16 protein-coding genes are annotated in these 15,957 nt (G+C 69.8%); 9 read left to right on the top strand and 7 right to left on the bottom strand.

Translation table 11 applies throughout. The features are described 5' to 3' along the window. The first annotated feature begins 132 nt into the window (after nt 1-132). Nucleotides 133-1,014, top strand: a complete 882-nt coding sequence (locus tag D4739_RS01375) for a glycoside hydrolase family 16 protein (protein ID WP_147384749.1) — start codon at nt 133-135, stop codon at nt 1,012-1,014. 17 nt (nt 1,015-1,031) lie between these two features. On the opposite strand, the gene yczR is transcribed toward D4739_RS01375, so the two are convergent. Continuing rightward, a complete protein-coding gene (gene yczR, locus D4739_RS01370) occupies nt 1,032-2,474 on the bottom strand; it encodes a MocR-like transcription factor YczR (RefSeq protein ID WP_120058926.1) in 1,443 nt (480 codons plus the stop codon). A 62-nt stretch (nt 2,475-2,536) separates the two neighbouring features. Here yczR and yczE point away from each other — a divergent pair, with 62 nt between their 5' ends. Both yczE and D4739_RS16730 read left to right on the top strand, forming a co-directional pair. Further along, nucleotides 2,537-3,253, top strand: a complete 717-nt coding sequence (yczE, locus tag D4739_RS01365; RefSeq protein WP_120058925.1) for a membrane protein YczE — start codon at nt 2,537-2,539, stop codon at nt 3,251-3,253. After that, entirely contained in the window at nt 3,250-3,411 is a 162-nt protein-coding gene (locus D4739_RS16730) for a hypothetical protein (RefSeq protein ID WP_182920257.1), read from the top strand. The genes yczE and D4739_RS16730 overlap by 4 nt, the downstream gene beginning before the upstream one ends. A 28-nt stretch (nt 3,412-3,439) precedes the next feature. Here D4739_RS16730 and D4739_RS01360 read toward each other — a convergent pair whose 3' ends face one another. Continuing rightward, nucleotides 3,440-4,006 (bottom strand): O-methyltransferase, encoded by a 567-nt coding sequence (locus D4739_RS01360; protein ID WP_120058924.1) that lies wholly within the window; start codon nt 4,004-4,006, stop codon nt 3,440-3,442. Nucleotides 4,007-4,253: 247 nt separating this feature from the next. Here D4739_RS01360 and D4739_RS17290 point away from each other — a divergent pair, with 247 nt between their 5' ends. The 4 genes from D4739_RS17290 (at nt 4,254) to D4739_RS01345 (ending at nt 8,150) form a co-directional block, all read left to right on the top strand. Continuing rightward, on the top strand, nt 4,254-4,376 hold the full coding sequence (locus tag D4739_RS17290) for a hypothetical protein (RefSeq protein ID WP_274380455.1): 123 nt from the start codon (nt 4,254-4,256) through the stop codon (nt 4,374-4,376). An 11-nt stretch (nt 4,377-4,387) separates the two neighbouring features. Then, entirely contained in the window at nt 4,388-5,458 is a 1,071-nt protein-coding gene (locus tag D4739_RS01355) for a 3-isopropylmalate dehydrogenase (RefSeq protein WP_120058923.1), read from the top strand. Between the two features lie 110 nt (nt 5,459-5,568). Then, nucleotides 5,569-6,648 (top strand): branched-chain amino acid aminotransferase, encoded by a 1,080-nt coding sequence (locus tag D4739_RS01350; RefSeq protein ID WP_120058922.1) that lies wholly within the window; start codon nt 5,569-5,571, stop codon nt 6,646-6,648. Between the two features lie 2 nt (nt 6,649-6,650). Further along, entirely contained in the window at nt 6,651-8,150 is a 1,500-nt protein-coding gene (locus D4739_RS01345; RefSeq protein WP_120058921.1) for a serine/threonine-protein kinase, read from the top strand. Nucleotides 8,151-8,224: 74 nt separating this feature from the next. Here D4739_RS01345 and D4739_RS01340 read toward each other — a convergent pair whose 3' ends face one another. Then, the gene (locus tag D4739_RS01340; protein ID WP_182920256.1) at nt 8,225-8,869 is read right to left on the bottom strand and encodes a MerR family transcriptional regulator; all 645 of its coding nucleotides are present in this window, start codon (nt 8,867-8,869) and stop codon (nt 8,225-8,227) included. Nucleotides 8,870-9,118: 249 nt separating this feature from the next. Here D4739_RS01340 and cimA point away from each other — a divergent pair, with 249 nt between their 5' ends. After that, nucleotides 9,119-10,714 (top strand): citramalate synthase, encoded by a 1,596-nt coding sequence (cimA, locus tag D4739_RS01335; protein ID WP_120058919.1) that lies wholly within the window; start codon nt 9,119-9,121, stop codon nt 10,712-10,714. 162 nt (nt 10,715-10,876) lie between these two features. Then, nucleotides 10,877-11,428, top strand: coding sequence for an NAD(P)H-dependent oxidoreductase (locus tag D4739_RS01330; RefSeq protein WP_120058918.1), 552 nt, complete (start codon nt 10,877-10,879; stop codon nt 11,426-11,428). An 84-nt stretch (nt 11,429-11,512) separates the two neighbouring features. On the opposite strand, the gene bioD is transcribed toward D4739_RS01330, so the two are convergent. The 4 genes from bioD to bioB are packed head-to-tail and all read right to left on the bottom strand — an operon-like array spanning nt 11,513 to nt 15,910. Further along, entirely contained in the window at nt 11,513-12,187 is a 675-nt protein-coding gene (bioD, locus tag D4739_RS01325; RefSeq protein ID WP_120058917.1) for a dethiobiotin synthase, read from the bottom strand. Continuing rightward, nucleotides 12,184-13,323, bottom strand: a complete 1,140-nt coding sequence (locus tag D4739_RS01320) for an 8-amino-7-oxononanoate synthase (RefSeq protein ID WP_120058916.1) — start codon at nt 13,321-13,323, stop codon at nt 12,184-12,186. The genes bioD and D4739_RS01320 overlap by 4 nt, the downstream gene beginning before the upstream one ends. Then, complete coding sequence (gene bioA, locus D4739_RS01315) at nt 13,320-14,687, bottom strand: adenosylmethionine--8-amino-7-oxononanoate transaminase (RefSeq protein WP_238473464.1); 1,368 nt, start codon at nt 14,685-14,687, stop codon at nt 13,320-13,322. The genes D4739_RS01320 and bioA overlap by 4 nt, the downstream gene beginning before the upstream one ends. Continuing rightward, nucleotides 14,684-15,910, bottom strand: coding sequence for a biotin synthase BioB (gene bioB / locus D4739_RS01310; RefSeq protein ID WP_120058915.1), 1,227 nt, complete (start codon nt 15,908-15,910; stop codon nt 14,684-14,686). The genes bioA and bioB overlap by 4 nt, the downstream gene beginning before the upstream one ends. Nucleotides 15,911-15,957 lie beyond the last annotated feature (47 nt).

The raw sequence follows: 15,957 nt of genomic DNA, 5'->3' as shown, positions 1-15,957 counted from the left end.
ATCAAAGCTGAATTCTTGGAAACCTGTGATTTCGATGTGGGCGGAATCGTAGACGGCGGCCTCGCTGGCCAGTCATAGTTTCCAGCGCATGCCATTCGGGCCCGAAGGGCCTTCGAGGGGGGATAAAACACCTTGCCTACTCCTGCACCCCGTCGTCCACTCCGTTGGGTCGCCGCCCTTGCTCTCGCCGCCGCCGCGGGTTTCACGCCGGTCGTCTCGGCCGGCACCGCCGGTGCCGCCAGCACTGACGCCTGTGGCGTGAAGCTGGCCAAGGCATCGGGGGGCACCTGGTCCTGCTCGTTCGTGGACAACTTCAGTGGCTCTGCACTCGACACGACCAAGTGGACGGCGATGGACACCTCGCTGATCGGGTTTTCCCTGGGTGACACGTGTTTCGTCAAGGACAAGGGCTACCGGGTCCGCAATGGACAGCTTGACCTGATCGCAAATCGGCAGGACCCGTTCCTCTGCAAGACCCCGTGGGGTGGATTCACGACCCAGAACATCGGCGGCGCCGTCGCGTCTGCGGGCAAGTTCTCGCAGACCTATGGCCGGTTCGAGGCACGGATGAAGCTCCCGATCTACACCGGCATCAATCTGCACGGTGGCTACTGGCTCAACCCGCAGCAGAATGCCTACGGTGCCTGGCCGGCGTCGGGTGAGATCGATGTCGCCGAATGGTTCTCTGCATTCGCCGACAAGATGTACCCGTCGCTGCACTACACGGGAAGCACGCTCCTGGCCGACACGAAGTTCGACTGTCCGGCCGGACTGGCAGGGGCCTTCCATCGGTACGCAGTCGAGTGGTCGGCCACGAAGATGGACTTCATCTACGACGGCCGGCTCTGCTTCAGTCGGTCGTGGGCGCCGCTCGTCCAGGTTGCTCCGCAGCCTTTCGACAAGGCGTTCTACCACGCGCTCGTCTGGGGTCAGTCGGGTGGAGTTGACCCCCTGGCCGACACGACGGTGTACCCCGCGACTCTGTCGGTCGACTACGTGAAGACCTGGTACTGACCCACGGCGAGGGTCCGTCAGACGACCCGCACGCGTTCCGGACGCCGCCCGCCGCCACTGGCGCGGGCGGCGTTCTGCGTCTCGTCCCAGGTCGCGGCAAGGATGCGCACTGCTGCCTCGAGCTCGTCGGCGGGCCGCGTCCAGGGGATCCGGATGAAGCGCTCCAGTCCGCCGTGGACCGCGAAGACGGGCCCTGGTGCCAGCCCCACGCCTCGCTGCTCGGCGGCGGCAGCCAGGGCGGAGGAGAGCGGTAGAGGGAGCTCGACCCAGAGGCAGAGCCCGCCCGCCGGGACCCGGAACCGCCACTCGGGCAGGTGCTTGTGCAGGGCGTTGACGAGCACGTCGCGCTGGGCACGCAGCCGGTCCTTGTGTGGGGTGACGATGGGGTCCGGGTCCTCCAGGATGCGCGCGAGCACCAGCTGCTCGAGGATCGGTGCGCCGAGGTCGAGCCCGAGCCGGGAGCTGGTAATTGCGTCGATGCGCTCACGCGGCGCGCGGATCCAGCCGAGGCGGAGGCCTCCCCAGAACTGCTTGCTCGCGCTGCCCACCGTGATGACGTCCGGCAGGTAGGTCGCGAACGGCGGGGGCATCGTCACCTCGTCGAGAGCGAGGCCCTGGTGTGCTTCGTCGACGACGGCAACCACCCGGCTGCGCTGCAGCGCAGCGGCGTACTCCTCTCGCTGGGCGGCGGTCATGACGTGGCCGGTCGGGTTCTGGAAGTCGGGCAGCAGGTAGGCCACCTTCGGTGAGCCCTGACGCACCGTCGCGACCATCCCCGGCAGGTCGAAGCCGTCCGGGTCGACGGGCGAGGTGACCAGCCGGGCTCCGCGGCTGGCGAGGGCGTTGGTCGCGTTGGGGTAGACGGGGCTGTCGACGAGCACGCGGTCCCCGGGGGTGGTCAGGGCCTGGGCGACGACGGCGGTCGCGGAGAGGGCGCCCGGCGTCACCAGGATCTGCTCCGGGTCTGTCGGCAGTCCGCGGGCGGCGTACGTCGCGGCGATGCGCTCCTGCAGCTCGGGCAGGCCTGCGGGGAAGTAGCCGTGCCCGGAGAGGTACGCCGGGAGCTCGGCCACCGCTCGCTCGTAGAGCGCAGCGATCCCGGGCGGCGCGCTGGAGGCGGCGCAGTTCAGGTCGATCAGGTCAGTGGTGCCGGGCAGTGGCGAGAGCGCGCGGTCCATGGTCGCGCGCCGCCCGCCGGGTAGCCGGGTGAACGTGCCGGCACCCTGGCGGGCCTCGGCGAAACCGCGGTCGCGGAGATCGGCGTAGGCACGGGTGACCGTGGTCCGGCTGACCTCGAGCACCGTGGTCAGGTCACGCTCGCTCGGGAGTCGGGCGCCGAGGGGGATCCGCCCGTCGCCGATCAGGAGTCGCAGCGCGTCGGAGAGTCCCGCGTATGCGGGGGCGCGATCGAAATCATCCACCAGAGTGGCTATGCGCGACGCGGTCACGATGGAGGTCATGCAGTCCACTGTTCCATGATTGGCCCTTTCAAACAATGCCAATCCCGCCGAAACTTGAGGACATGACCACGACTCCGCTGGACGCGTCGCCGACCAGGCCCACCCTCGGCCCGGTCGTTGCTGCGCCGCTCCTTGCCGACCTCACGCCGCTCGAGCAGCTCCGCGCGGGCCGGATGCCGCGACGCCTGGTCCAGCTGGTCGTCGGCCTCTGGCTGTACGGCACGGCGATGGGCATGGTCATCCGGAGCACGCTCGGGCTCGACCCGTGGGACGTCTTCCACGCCGGGGTGGTCGCACACGCCGACCTGAGCTTCGGCACGGTGGTGATCGTGGTGGGTGCTCTGGTGCTGCTGCTCTGGGTGCCGCTGGCTCAGATGCCCGGTCTGGGGACGGTCGCCAACGTGGTCCTGATCGGGCTCGCCACGGATGCCACGCTGGCGCTGCTCGCCGCCCCGGACGGCATGGAGGCGCGGCTCGCACTCCTGGTCGGTGGGATCGTGGTCAACGGCCTGGCCGGTGCTCTCTACATCGGCGCGCAGCTCGGCCCCGGACCGCGCGACGGCCTGATGACCGGCCTCGTGCGACGGACCGGCCTCTCGATCCGGCTGGTCCGCACGACGCTCGAGCTCACCGTGCTCGCGGTCGGTTTCGCCCTCGGTGGCCAGGTCGGCCTCGGCACGCTGCTCTACGCCGTGGCGATCGGCCCCCTGGTGCAGCTCTTCCTGCCTCTCTGCGTGGTCCGGCTGGACACGCTCCCGGAGCCGGGGGAGTCGTCATGACCTTCGCGGGCGCGCTGGTCGTGCTCGTCGGAGCCGTCGCCCTGTGCCTGCTCGTCCGGGACCTGTTCCGGCTGGTCCGCTCCGATGGCTACGGATCTCGCCCGGACCACCTGCTGCCGCGCAGCCACGCCGAGTCGGCGTACGACCGCAGTCGCTGAGCCCGCGGCGGGGTGCGGCGGGGTGGGTCTAGCGCCGGGTGGCGATGAGGGCGGACGCGTCGGGCGCGACCATCACCTCGACGGTGGTGAACCGCTCGTCCGTGAGCCAGTCCTCGCGCAGGATGTCCACGCGGCCGTCGGTCACCGGCGGCCAGCCGGCGCAGGGCACGAAGTCATCGAGGACGACGATGCCACCCGGCTCGACCAGGTCTGCGATCGAGTCCGCGCCGACCTCGGCGGGCGTGCCCGAGTCGAGGAAGAGCAGCGAGAACGGACCCTTGTCGCGCAGGGTGGACCAGTCGGCGGCGAGCACCTCGACCTGCGGGTCGTCGACGAAGATCTCCTGGGCCGCCTCGGCAAGCCGGGGGTCGAGCTCGGCGGTCAGGATCATTGCGCCGTTGCGGACCCCGCTGCGCAGCCAGGCGGTGCCGACGCCGCATCCGGTGCCGAACTCGGCGAGTACGCCGCCACGGGTGGCGGCGAGGGCTGCGAGCAGACGACCGGTCTCGTTGCGGCAGAAGGAGACGTATCCAGCGCGGCGTGACACGTCGAACGCCCGGGCGACGATCTCGGGCAGATCCGGCGGAGCGCTCATGTGCTCGAGTCTCTCGGCCGGGCTCGCCAGCGGGGGAGCGATCTCAGATCCTGAGCCGTCTTCGTGAAAGTGAGGACACACGGCCGTAACAAACCGTAGGATTCTTCACACTATGCGGATGGTGTTCGTACTCATCGATTGCCGCGGCGGGGCCTGATCCAGGAAGGCCACCTCGTCGCGGTGTTCGGCGTTGCGCGGTCTTCCTTCTCTCATCAAGCAGACCTTCGCATCCGAAAGAGCATCCGCCATGAACAACATCACCTTCTGGGGCCCGGCCAACCACAACCCGGAGAACCCCGCCTCCTTCGAGGCCGTCGCGCAGGCGCTTGACCTGCGAGACACGGCAGGCCAACTGCCCGAGGACAACTAGATTTCCCTGTCATGACCAGCATCAAGCTCGCCGTGATCCCCGGAGACGGTATCGGCCAGGAAGTCGTCCCCGAAGCCCTCAAGGTCCTGGCTGCCGCCGGGCCCGCGATCGGTGCCGACGTGAAGTTCGAGCAGACCCAGTACGACCTGGGCGCCGAGCGCTACCTGGCGACCGGTGAGGTCCTTCCGGACTCCGTGCTGGCCGAGATCCGTGCCCAGGACGCCATCCTGCTCGGCGCGGTCGGCGGCAAGCCGGGCGACCCGAACCTGCCCCCGGGCATCCTCGAGCGCGGCCTGCTGCTCAAGCTCCGCTTCGAGCTCGACCACTACGTGAACCTGCGTCCGTCGAAGCTCTTCCCCGGTGCTGCCTCGCCGCTGGCCCGGTATCAGGGTGAAGGGGCGGGCGACATCGACTTCGTCGTCGTCCGCGAGGGCACCGAGGGCCCCTACACCGGCAACGGTGGCTCGATCCGCGTCGGCACCCCGGCCGAGGTCGCCACCGAGGTCAGCCTCAACACCGCGTTCGGTGTCGAGCGCGTCGTCCGCGACGCCTTCGCCCGCGCGCAGAAGCGCCGCAAGAAGCTCACGCTGGTCCACAAGACCAACGTCATCGTCAACGCGGGCAAGATCTGGACCCGCCTCGTGGCCGAGGTCGGCGCCGAGTTCCCCGACGTCGCCGTCGACTACCAGCACGTCGACGCCATGATGATCCACCTCGTCGCGAACCCGTCGCAGTTCGACGTGATCGTCACCGACAACCTCTTCGGCGACATCATCACCGACCTCGCCGCCGCCGTCACCGGTGGCATCGGCCTGGCCGCGTCGGGCAACGTGAACCCCGACCGCACCACGCCGTCCATGTTCGAGCCCGTCCACGGCTCGGCTCCGGACATCGCCGGCCAGCAGAAGGCCGACCCCACCGCCGCCATCGGCTCGGTCGCGCTCATGCTCGACCACCTGGGCTACGCCGAGGCGGCAGCTGCTGTCGACGCGGCCATCATCGCGGACCTCAACGAGCGCGACGGCGCGCCGCGTCGTACCTCCGAGGTCGGCGACGCGATCGCTGCGCGAGTAGCCGGCTGACCCGACGCACACCTTCTTTTCCGGCGCCGGGCACTGTCTCTCATCAGTTGCCCGGCGCCGCCGTCATTTTGTGGCCATTCCCTGACCGAGGTTGGATTACCGTGAGCAGCATGCAGATCAGCACGACCCTCTCGACCACCGCTGTCGACGACGCCCGCCTGGCCGAGATCCTGGCCGAGCCGGGCTTCGGCACGCACTTCACCGACCACATGTTCACCGTCGAGTGGACGCCGGAGAAGGGGTGGCACGACGCCCGGATCACGCCCTACGGTCCGATCACGCTCGATCCCGCCACCGCTGTGCTGCACTACGCGCAGGAGACCTTCGAGGGCATGAAGGCCTACCGCCGTGAGGACGGGTCGGTCTGGACGTTCCGTCCCGAGGCCAACGCCGCGCGCATGGCGCGCTCGAGCGACCGCCTCGCGCTGCCGGTGCTGCCGATCGAGGACTTCGTCGCGGCCGTCGACGCGCTCGTGAAGGTCGACGAGCGCTGGGTGCCCGACGCGGCGGGGGAGAAGAGCCTCTACCTCCGGCCGTTCATGTTCGCCTCCGAGAAGTTCCTCGGGGTGCGCCCGTCGCAGCACGTCACGTTCATGGTCATCGCGAGCCCGGCCGGTGCCTACTTCAAGGGCGGCCTGAAGCCGGTCAGCCTCTGGCTCACCACGGAGTACACCCGAGCCGGCCGGGGTGGCATGGGTGCGGCCAAGACCGGGGGCAACTACGCGTCCTCGCTGGTCGCGCAGCAGGAGGCCTACGCCAACGGGTGCGACCAGGTCGTCTTCCTCGATGCCCAGGAGGGCAGGTACGTCGAGGAGCTCGGTGGCATGAACATGTACTTCGTCTACGCCGACGGCCGCGTCGTCACCCCCGAGACCGGCACCATCCTCGAGGGCATCACCCGCGCCTCGATCATCGAGCTGGCCGGCAAGCTCGGCCACCCGGTCGAGGAGCGCCGCATCTCGATCGACGAGTGGCGCGACGGTGTGGCCAGCGGCGACATCGTCGAGATCTTCGCGTGCGGCACCGCCGCCGTCGTGACGCCGGTCGGCAGCCTCAAGTGGGACGGCGGGGAGACCCCGGCGCCCACGGTCGAGGCTGGACCGCTGACGTCGAAGATCCGCGCAGCTCTCGTCGACGTCCAGTTCGGCCGTGCGGATGACACCTTCGGGTGGATGCACAGGGTCGTCTGAGCGTGGAGACCGTCCAGGTCGGGGACTGGACCCTCCTGCGCCGTCTCGGAGAGGGCGGCATGGGCGTCGTCCATCTCGCCGAGGACGACCAGGGGCGCTTCGCCGCGCTCAAGGTGCTGCGTCCGCACGTCGTGGGTGACGAGGAGGCCCGCGCTCGACTCGAGCGCGAGGTGTCGACCCTGGAGCGGGTGCGCAGCCCGTGGGTCGCGGAGATCGTCGACGCCGATCCGTGGGGCCCCGTGCCGTTCGTGGCGACCCGCTACATCGACGGTCCGTCGCTGCACGACCAGGTCAACGCCCTGGGGCCGCTCGGTGGCCGCACGCTCCGCCACTTTGCCACCTGCCTCGCCCAGGCGCTCGTCGCCGTGCACCAGGCGGGGGTGCTCCACCGCGACGTGAAGCCCTCCAACGTGGTCCTCGACGGCGAGACGCCGATCCTGATCGACTTCGGCCTGGCCCGCCTCGGCGACGACATCCGGCTGACCCGCACCGGTTTCCTGCTCGGCACGCCGGGCTATCTCGCACCCGAGATCCTCCACGGCCACGAGCCGGGCCCGGCCGCTGACGTGCACTCGTGGGCGGCGACGGTTGCCTTCGCCGGCACCGGCCGTGCTCCGTTCGGCTCGGGTCCGCCGATGGCCGTCATGGACCGCGTACGCCGCGGCGAGCACGACCTCGCCGGCCTGGAGCCGTCCGTGCGGGTGATGGTCGAAGCGGCACTCGACCCGGACCCGCTGCGCCGCCCGACGCTGCCCGCGCTGGTGAAGGTTCTGGCTGCTCCGCCACGCGCCGGTGTGACCGTGCCGGCCCGCTCGCGTGGTCCGGTCGCCGAACCCACGCGCGTCCTGCGTGACGAGCCCCCGTCCGACGACGGCGACGAGCCGCCGCTCTGGTCACCTGCGCCTCCGAAGGTGCGTGCCTCGGTCGGCGAGCTGATCCGACGCTGGTCGGTCGGCCTCGCCCTGCTGGCCCTGGTCGTCGCCGCCGTCGTGGCGGCACCGTTCATCGCGCTGGCCGGGGTCGCCGTCGGCGTCGCCCTGCTGCGCTGGGGCGCGGTGACCGCGGACGGCCATCGCTCGCGCCGCGATGCCCGCGGCCGCAAGTGGTACGACTTCCCGCATGCCGTGGTCCTGAGCCCGATCGACCTGATGGTCTCGGTGCCGGCAACGCTGCTGCTCTGGGTCACCGCTGTGCTGCTGGGCGGCCTGGCAGTGCTCGCCTGCGTGATCGCCGGAGCACCGACCGGCCAGTGGCTTGGGTGGGCCGGCGCAGCTTTCGGGATGGGGGTGTGGCTAGGCCCGGGGTCGAGGCGCGTCCGTCGTCCCGTGGGCGGGCTGACCCGCCCGCTCGCCAGGACTGCGGGTGGCTGGGTGCTGACCATGCTGGTCCTGCTCGGCCTCGCCGGCGCCGCGGCGTACGCCGTGATGCAGCGTGGCACCGACTGGATGCCGCTCTCCGGCGCCCCGTGGGACGCGGACTGGCTTGACCTCTTCCGCCTCTGAAATGCAGATAGTCCCCAACAGGAGGACCCTTTCCCGAAGGAATAGGAGTCCTGGTGTTGGGGACTATCGGTGTGTCAGGCGGTGGGGATCGTCGTGGCGCGCTGGCCGGGCACGCGGCCACGCTGGCGGGCCAGCTGGTTCTCGGTCGCGAGGCGACGCAGGGCGGTGAGGAACGCGTCGTACAGCGCGGTGCCGGCGGCCGCGACCAGCGCACGGATCTCTGCGTCCGCCTCGGTCACGACGGTCACGTCGTTGCGCGCGACGTGGGACGCGGCTTCGGCGTAGACCCGGATGCGGTCACGGCTCGGCAGGACGCCGAGGCCACCGAGGGCACCGAGTGCGCGGGCGAGTGCCGGAAGGTGCGGCGAGTCCTCGCTGATGTTCCAGCCGAGCTCCTCGACGACGCCGCGAGCCTCGGTGAGGTCGGGCAGCTCCTCGAGGTTGCCGTCGGCCGCAGCGAGCCCGAGCACCTCCATGGTCTGCAGCGGCTCGGTCGGCGGAGCCGAGAGGGCCGCAAGGATCCGCTGGATCTCGGCATGGCTCAACTTGCCGACCTCGAGCAGCGCCCGCACCAGGCGCAGGCGCTCGACGTGACTCTGGTCGTAGACCGCCTGGGTGGCACTCGTGGCCCGACCCGCGTGCAGCAGTCCTGTGCGCAGGTAGAACTTGACGGTGCCGACCGGCAGGCCGGCCTGCTCGCTCAGTTGGCTGATCCTCATGGTGTGACTTCCTCCCGAAATCTTCCCCCGCAAGCATCTTACGGCGAGGACCCCTCTCTGGTCAGCCCGTTGGCCCGTCCCGAGACGTGGTCTACGCCGCATCCACTGTGGCAGACTGGGCCCCATGCGGCAGAAGGAGATCATCATCGCCTAGCGCGGCGGCTCCACAGCCGGCGCGCAACCTCTCGTCCAACGAGGGGTTTTTTTGTTGCACGACACTGATTTCACGACAGCGGGAGAGTTCCACCCATGGACCTGCAGGGTTCGTTCCACGTCTACGACACCACGCTGCGCGACGGCGCACAGCAGGAGGGTCTCAACCTCTCCGTCGCCGACAAGCTGACCATTGCGCGTCAGCTGGACGACCTGGGCGTGGGCTACATCGAGGGTGGCTGGCCGGGAGCGAACCCCAAGGACACCGAGTTCTTCCGCCGTGCCGCGCTCGAGCTCGACCTCAAGCACGCGAAGCTCGCGGCGTTCGGCTCCACCCGCCGCGCAGGTCTCAAGGCCGCCGACGACCCGATGATCGCCGCGCTGCGCGACAGCGGTGCCCCGGTGGTCACGCTGGTCGCGAAGTCGCACGACCGGCACGTGGAGCTGGCCCTGCGCACCACGCTCGAGGAGAACCTGGCGATGGTGCGCGACACGGTCGCCCACCTGACGGCCGAGGGCCAGACCGTCTTCCTCGACGCCGAGCACTTCTTCGACGGCTACCGCGCCAACCGCTCCTACGCGCTGGAGGTGCTCCGCACGGCGTTCGATGCGGGCGCCCAGGTCGCGGCGCTCTGTGACACCAACGGCGGCATGCTCCCGGCCTGGGTCGCAGACGTCGTCAACGACGTCCGCGAGACCACGGGCGTGCGGGTGGGCATCCACTGCCACAACGACACCGGCTGCGCGGTGGCCAACACCCTCGCGGCCGTCGACGCCGGCGCGACCCACGTCCAGGGCACCATCAACGGCTACGGCGAGCGCACCGGCAACGCGGACCTGATCTCCGTCGTCGCCAACCTCGAGCTCAAGCTCGACCGCCGTGTGCTCCCGCACGGGCTGCTCACCGAGGCCACCCGCATTGCCCACGGCATCGCGGAGGTCACCAACGTTCCGCCTGCGTCCCGCCAACCCTACGTCGGCACGTCGGCGTTCGCGCACAAGGCAGGTCTGCACGCGAGTGCCATCAAGGTCGACCCGATGCTCTACCAGCACATGGACCCGATCGGCGTCGGCAACGACATGCGTCTGCTGGTCTCCGACATGGCCGGTCGTGCGTCGATCGAGCTCAAGGGCAAGCAGCTCGGCTTCGACCTCTCCGGCGACAAGGAGCTGCTGACTGCGATCACCAACCGGGTCAAGGAGCTGGAGTCCAGGGGCTTCACGTTCGAGGCCGCGGACGCGTCGTTCGAGCTGTTGCTCGTCGAGATGGTCGAGGGGCGCCGCCCGTCGTACTTCGACGTCGAGACCTGGCGGGTCATCACCGAGACGCTCAGTCACCGCGCCGAGGGCGAGGAGGCGGTCTCCGAGGCGACCGTCAAGCTCACCGCAGGTGGGGTCCGGTTCGTCGTGACGGGGGAGGGCAACGGTCCGGTCAACGCGCTCGACTCCGCTCTGCGCACCGCGATCGGGCAGGCCTATCCCGAGGTCGCGAAGTTCGACCTCATCGACTTCAAGGTCCGCATCCTCGACCAGGGTCACGGCACCGACGCCATCACTCGCGTGCTGATCGAGACCAGCGACGGAGCCTCGTCGTGGATCACCGTGGGCGTCGGTCACAACGTGATCGAGGCGTCCTGGCAGGCGCTGGTGGATGGCCTGACCTACGGCCTGCGCAAGCACCACCAGGACTGAGACCCGACTGGGTCGTCGCTCGGGTCCGCTCGCTTCCGTCAAAGTGGACTAAATTAGTGCACTAAAGTGTTCGGTGTCACGTCACCGATCCGGGAATGCATTCCACCGAGGCATCGTTGACATGTCCACTACCCCATCTTCATCACCCAGGAGTGAATACAGATGTCTGAGACCAAGGTCCTCGCCCTCGTCGGCTCGCTGCGCGCCGACTCCATCAACCGCAAGCTGATCGAGGCCGTCCAGGCCCAGGCCCCCGAGGGTGTCACGGTCGAGATCGCTGAAGGCCTCGGCAACGTCCCGTTCTACAACGAGGACATCGACGGCGACGCCGCTCCGGCCGCGGTCGCCGCGCTGCGTGAGCAGGTCGCCAACGCCGACCGCGTCCTCTTCGTCACCCCCGAGTACAACGGCTCCACCCCGGCCGTCCTCGCCAACGCGATCGACTGGATCTCCCGTCCGTTCGGTGCTGGCGCCATCAAGGACAAGCCGGTCGCTGTCGTCGGCACCGCTGTCGGTCAGTACGGCGGCCAGTGGGCGCACAACGACACCCGCAAGTCGGCCGGCGTCGCCGGTGGCAAGGTCGTCGAGGACATCGAGCTCTCCCACGCTTACGCCTGGGGCTCGGACCCGTCGCAGGACGCCGAGACCGTCGCGAAGTTCAGCGACGCGGTTGCCAAGCTGGTCGCGGCCGACGAGGTCGTCGTCCCCGCCTGATCTGTCTGCTCCACCCGATAGTCCCCAACACCCTGCATCTTTCCCGGCGCGGAAACCTGCTCGGTGGTGGGGACTATCTGCGTTCTACGGGGTGAACCAGGTGGGGGCGGTTGCCCGGAAGGCCTCCGGCTCCCAGGTGCCTGCGCCCTCGGGGATCACGGCCACGACAGGTACGCCGGTGACCCGGGCGAGCTCGGTCCGGTTGAGCTGGTCGGCCTGGCCGGGTTCGGCAGGCCAGCTGCCGATGATCAGTCCTGCTGCGATCATCCCGGCCTCGTGCAGCGTGCGGATGGTCAGCTCGGTGTGGTTGAGCGTGCCGAGGCCGGCGCGCGTCACGACGTACACCTCGACGGTGTGGCGCTTTGAAAGGTCGACCGCGAGGTCGAGCAGCGTGCCGCCGTCGGTGTCGAGGCGCACCAGCAGTCCGCCGGCGCCCTCGACCACGATCGTGTCGTGATCGGTGGCGAGGTGCCGGATGCGCTCGGCGTACTCGCGCACGGGCGGGATCGCGACGCCGCGTAGCCGGGCCGCGGTGTCGGGGGCGAGCGGGTCCTCGAGTGTTGTGAACTCGAGCGTGGCGGAGCCCGAGAGTCGTGAGACGACGTCGATGTCGCGCTCGTCCCCAGTGCCGTCGGGAGAGATGCCGGTCTGCGCGGGCTTGATCACGAGCGGCCGGCCGAGGGTGACCGCGAGTGCTGCGGTGGCGATGGTCTTGCCCACGCCGGTGTCGGTGCCGGTGACGATCACGATCCGGGTCATCGGTGGTCCTCGACGACCTTGGCGAGCACGTCGGCAGCGCGGGCCCACGCCGTCTCGGGGACGCCGGCGTTGGTGGTGATCCGGAGTCGGCTGATGCCGTCGGGGACGGACGGCGGGCGGAAGCAGCCGACACGGATGCCCTCGTCGAGGCAGGCAGCCTGGGCGGCGACGGCGACCTGGGGCGACGGCATCGGCACGGAGAGGACAGCCCCGGCCGGGGCCTCGACGTCGAGCTGGTCGGCCAGCGCGTCCACGCGCGTCCTGATCGTGAGGGGAAGCGCGGGGTTGGCCCGGAGGTGGCGCAGCGCCGCGAGCGCGCCGGCGGTCGAAGCGGGGGCGAGGGCGGTGTCGAAGATGAAGGGGCGAGCGGTGTTGACCAAGTGCTCGCGGAAGCTCGCGGGCCCGAGGAGTACGCCGCCCTGGGCGCCCATCGCCTTGGACAGGGTCACAGTCAGGACGACGTGGGGGTGCCCGGCCAGGTCTGAGAGGTGGGTGAGTCCGCGTCCGCCGTCGCCGACCACACCGAGCCCGTGTGCCTCGTCGACCACGAGCAGGGCACCGTGACGCTCGGCGATCTCCGCCAGGGCGGAGAGGGGAGCGGCGTCGCCGAGGACGGAGTAGATCGACTCGGCGAGGACGAGTGCGCGTCTGTCGGGACGACCGGCCATGCCCGCGGCGAGGGCGGCATCCACCGCGGCGGCGTCGTTGTGGGGCACCACCACGATCTCGGCGCGTGCGAGGCGGGCGGCGTCGATCAGCGAGGCGTGGATGTGGCCGTCGGAGACGACGAGGTCTCCCTTGCCCACCAGGGCTGCGACCACGGAGAGGTTGGCGTGGTAGCCGGTCGACATCGCGAGCGCGGCCGGCCATCCGGTGAAGTCGGCGAGCTCCTGCTCGAGCTCGCGGTGCAGCTCCAGCGTGCCGGTGACCAGGCGCGAAGCGCCCGATCCAGCGCCCCAGGTGAGGGCGGCGTCAGCGGCCGCGCGGCGTACGTCGGGGTGGACTGACAGGCCGAGGTAGTCGTTGCCGGCGAGGTCGATGACCTCGTCGTGAGCCCCGCGGGGCTTGAGGATCCGGCGCAGGCCGGCGTCCTCGCGCTCGTGGACGCGGTCGGTGAACCACTGGTCCCAGTTCATGCGGTCGCCTTCAGGGATGCGCGGACGGCTGCGTGGATGGCCGCGACGATCGTGTCGACCTCATGGTCGGTGCAGACGTAGGGCGGCATCGTGTAGACGAGGTCGCGGAAGGGTCGCAGCCAGGCACCAGCGGCGATGGCGGCATCGGTCGCGGAGGGTACGTCGACCGGTCGCTCGAGCTGGACGATGCCGACGGCGCCGATGGTGCGGACGTCCTTGACGCCCGGGAGGTCGCGCAGCGGCTCGAGGCCGTCTCGCAGGCGTCCGCCGATGCGCGAGATGTTGCTCTTCCAGTCGGCGCGGGTCAGCAGGCGCAGCGACTCCAGGGCAACAGCGCAGGCCAGCGGATTGCCCATGAACGTGGGGCCGTGCATGAGGACTCCGGACTCGCTCGCCGAGATCCCGCGGCCCACTTCTTCGGTGGTGAGGACGGCGGCCAGCGTCATGTAGCCGCCGGTGAGTGCCTTGCCGAGGCAGAGCACGTCGGGCGTGACCAGCTCGGAGACGAAGAGGTGACCGGTGCGTCCGAAGCCCGTCGCGATCTCGTCGAAGACCAGCAGCATGCCGTGCTCGTCGGCGACCTCGCGGAACACCTGGAGGCAGCGCTCGGGGTAGGGGTGCATGCCGCCCGCACCCTGGAGCAACGGCTCGACGATGATGCCGGCGAGCTCGTGTGCGTGCGCGGCCGCGACGTCCCGGAATGCGGCGGCCCAGGCGTCCACCTCGGCCAGGGGCGCGTCGGTGGCGTCGGTCGCTCCGCTTGCCGCCGGCTTCGCCAACGCCGGGGGCTGGGGGCCGAAGACCTGTGTGGGCAGGAGATTGCTCCACATCGAGTGCATGCCGCCGTCGGGGTCGGTGACGGACATGCAGTCGAACGTGTCGCCGTGGTAGCCGCCGAGGACGGTGAGGAACCGGGTGCGCTCGGGTCGTCCGAGGCCGCGCTGGTACTGCAGGACCATCTTCATGGCGACCTCGACCGCGACCGATCCCGAGTCGGCGAGGAAGACCTTGTCGAGCCCCGCGGGGGTGAGCTCGACGAGGGCGCGCCCGAGCGAGATCGCGGGTTGGTGGGTCAGCCCGCCGAACATGACGTGGCTGAACTTCTCGGCCTGGTCACGGATCGCCTGGTCCAGCCTCGGGTGGCGGTAGCCGTGGATCGCGGACCACCACGACGACATGCCGTCGACAACCTGAACTGTGTCAGCGGCCGAACCGGTGGAGGAGAGCCGCAGCCGTGCGCCCGAGGCGCCGACGACCATCCGGACCGGAGTCGGGTCGGTCATCGACGTGTAGGGGTGCCAGAGGTGCTCGCGATCCCACTCGAGGGGTGCGAGCGCCTCGGCGCGCCCGACTGCGGTGCTCACGCGTTTGCGGGGACCTCGGTGCCCGCACCGCGGCGACGGATCACCGGCTTGGCCAAGGAATTCGGCACCGACGGAGCCGACTCGGCAGCCTTCGCGGCGGGGGACAGCGCCGTGCAACCGCCACAGCCGTCGCCGCACGCGGACCCGGCGGACGAGCCGCAGGGGGTCGTCGTGGCAGCGTGCGCGTGACCACCGCGCGGCGCGTTGAAGACCTCGTCGAAGGTGCCGTCGTTGAAGGCGTTCTCCTGGCCGAGGATCACGAAGCCGTTGTCGCGGATCATCTCGAGGTCGGAGCGCGCGTCCTGGCCCTCGGAGGTCAGGTAGTCGCCGAGGAAGATCGAGTTGGCGACGTGGAGCGCCTGGCCCTGGAGCGAGCGCAGGTGCATCTCGCGGCCGCCCGCGATGCGGATCTCCTTGTCCGGGCACACGAAGCGCGCCATCGCGAGGATCTTCAGGCAGCGCTGGGGGGAGAGCTCCCAGGTGTTCTCGTACGGAGTGCCGTCGAACGGCATCAGGAAGTTGACCGGGATCGAGTCGGACTCGAGCGCCTTGAGTGCGAAGAGTGCCTCGACGAGCTGCTCGTCGGTCTCGCCGAGACCTGCGATCAGGCCGGAGCAGGGGGAGAGGCCGGCCGACTTGGCCTTGCCGATGGTGTCGACGCGGTCCTCGTAGGTGTGCGTCTGGACGATGTTGTCGTGGTTTGACTCAGCGGTGTTGATGTTGTGGTTGTAGGCGTCGACACCGGCAGCCTTGAGGCGCTCGGCCTGGCCGTCCTTGAGCAGGCCGAGGCAGGCACAGACCTCGACGCCCTCGTACTCGTCCTTGAGGGCCTCGGTCATCTCGACGACCTTGTCGATGTCCTTGTTGGACGGACCGCGGCCCGACGAGACCATGCAGACGCGCGAGGCGCCGCCCTTGAGGCCGGCGCCGGCCTGGGCCATCACGGTGTCGGTCGACAGGTAGGAGTACTTGAGGATGTCGGCCTCGGAGCCACGCGCCTGGCTGCAGTAGTTGCAGTTCTCCGGGCAGAGGCCGGACTTCAGGTTCACCAGGTAGTTGACCTTCACCGTGTTGGCGAAGTGCGCGCGGCGCAGCTTGCCGGCCGCGGCGACGATCGACATCAGCTCGAAGTCGGGTGCCTGCAGGACGGCGAGGGCGTCCGCTTCGGTCGCAGGGGTGCCCGCGAGGACCTTGTCGGCGATCTGGTCGAACTGCGTGGTCACTGGGTCTCCCTTGGTGGGCCGCTACCTGAACAGTGTTCAGGTTAAGG

This window comes from Nocardioides cavernaquae, from assembly GCF_003600895.1.
Classification (GTDB): domain Bacteria; phylum Actinomycetota; class Actinomycetes; order Propionibacteriales; family Nocardioidaceae; genus Nocardioides; species Nocardioides cavernaquae.
This window is presented reverse-complemented; position numbering and strand designations above follow the sequence as displayed.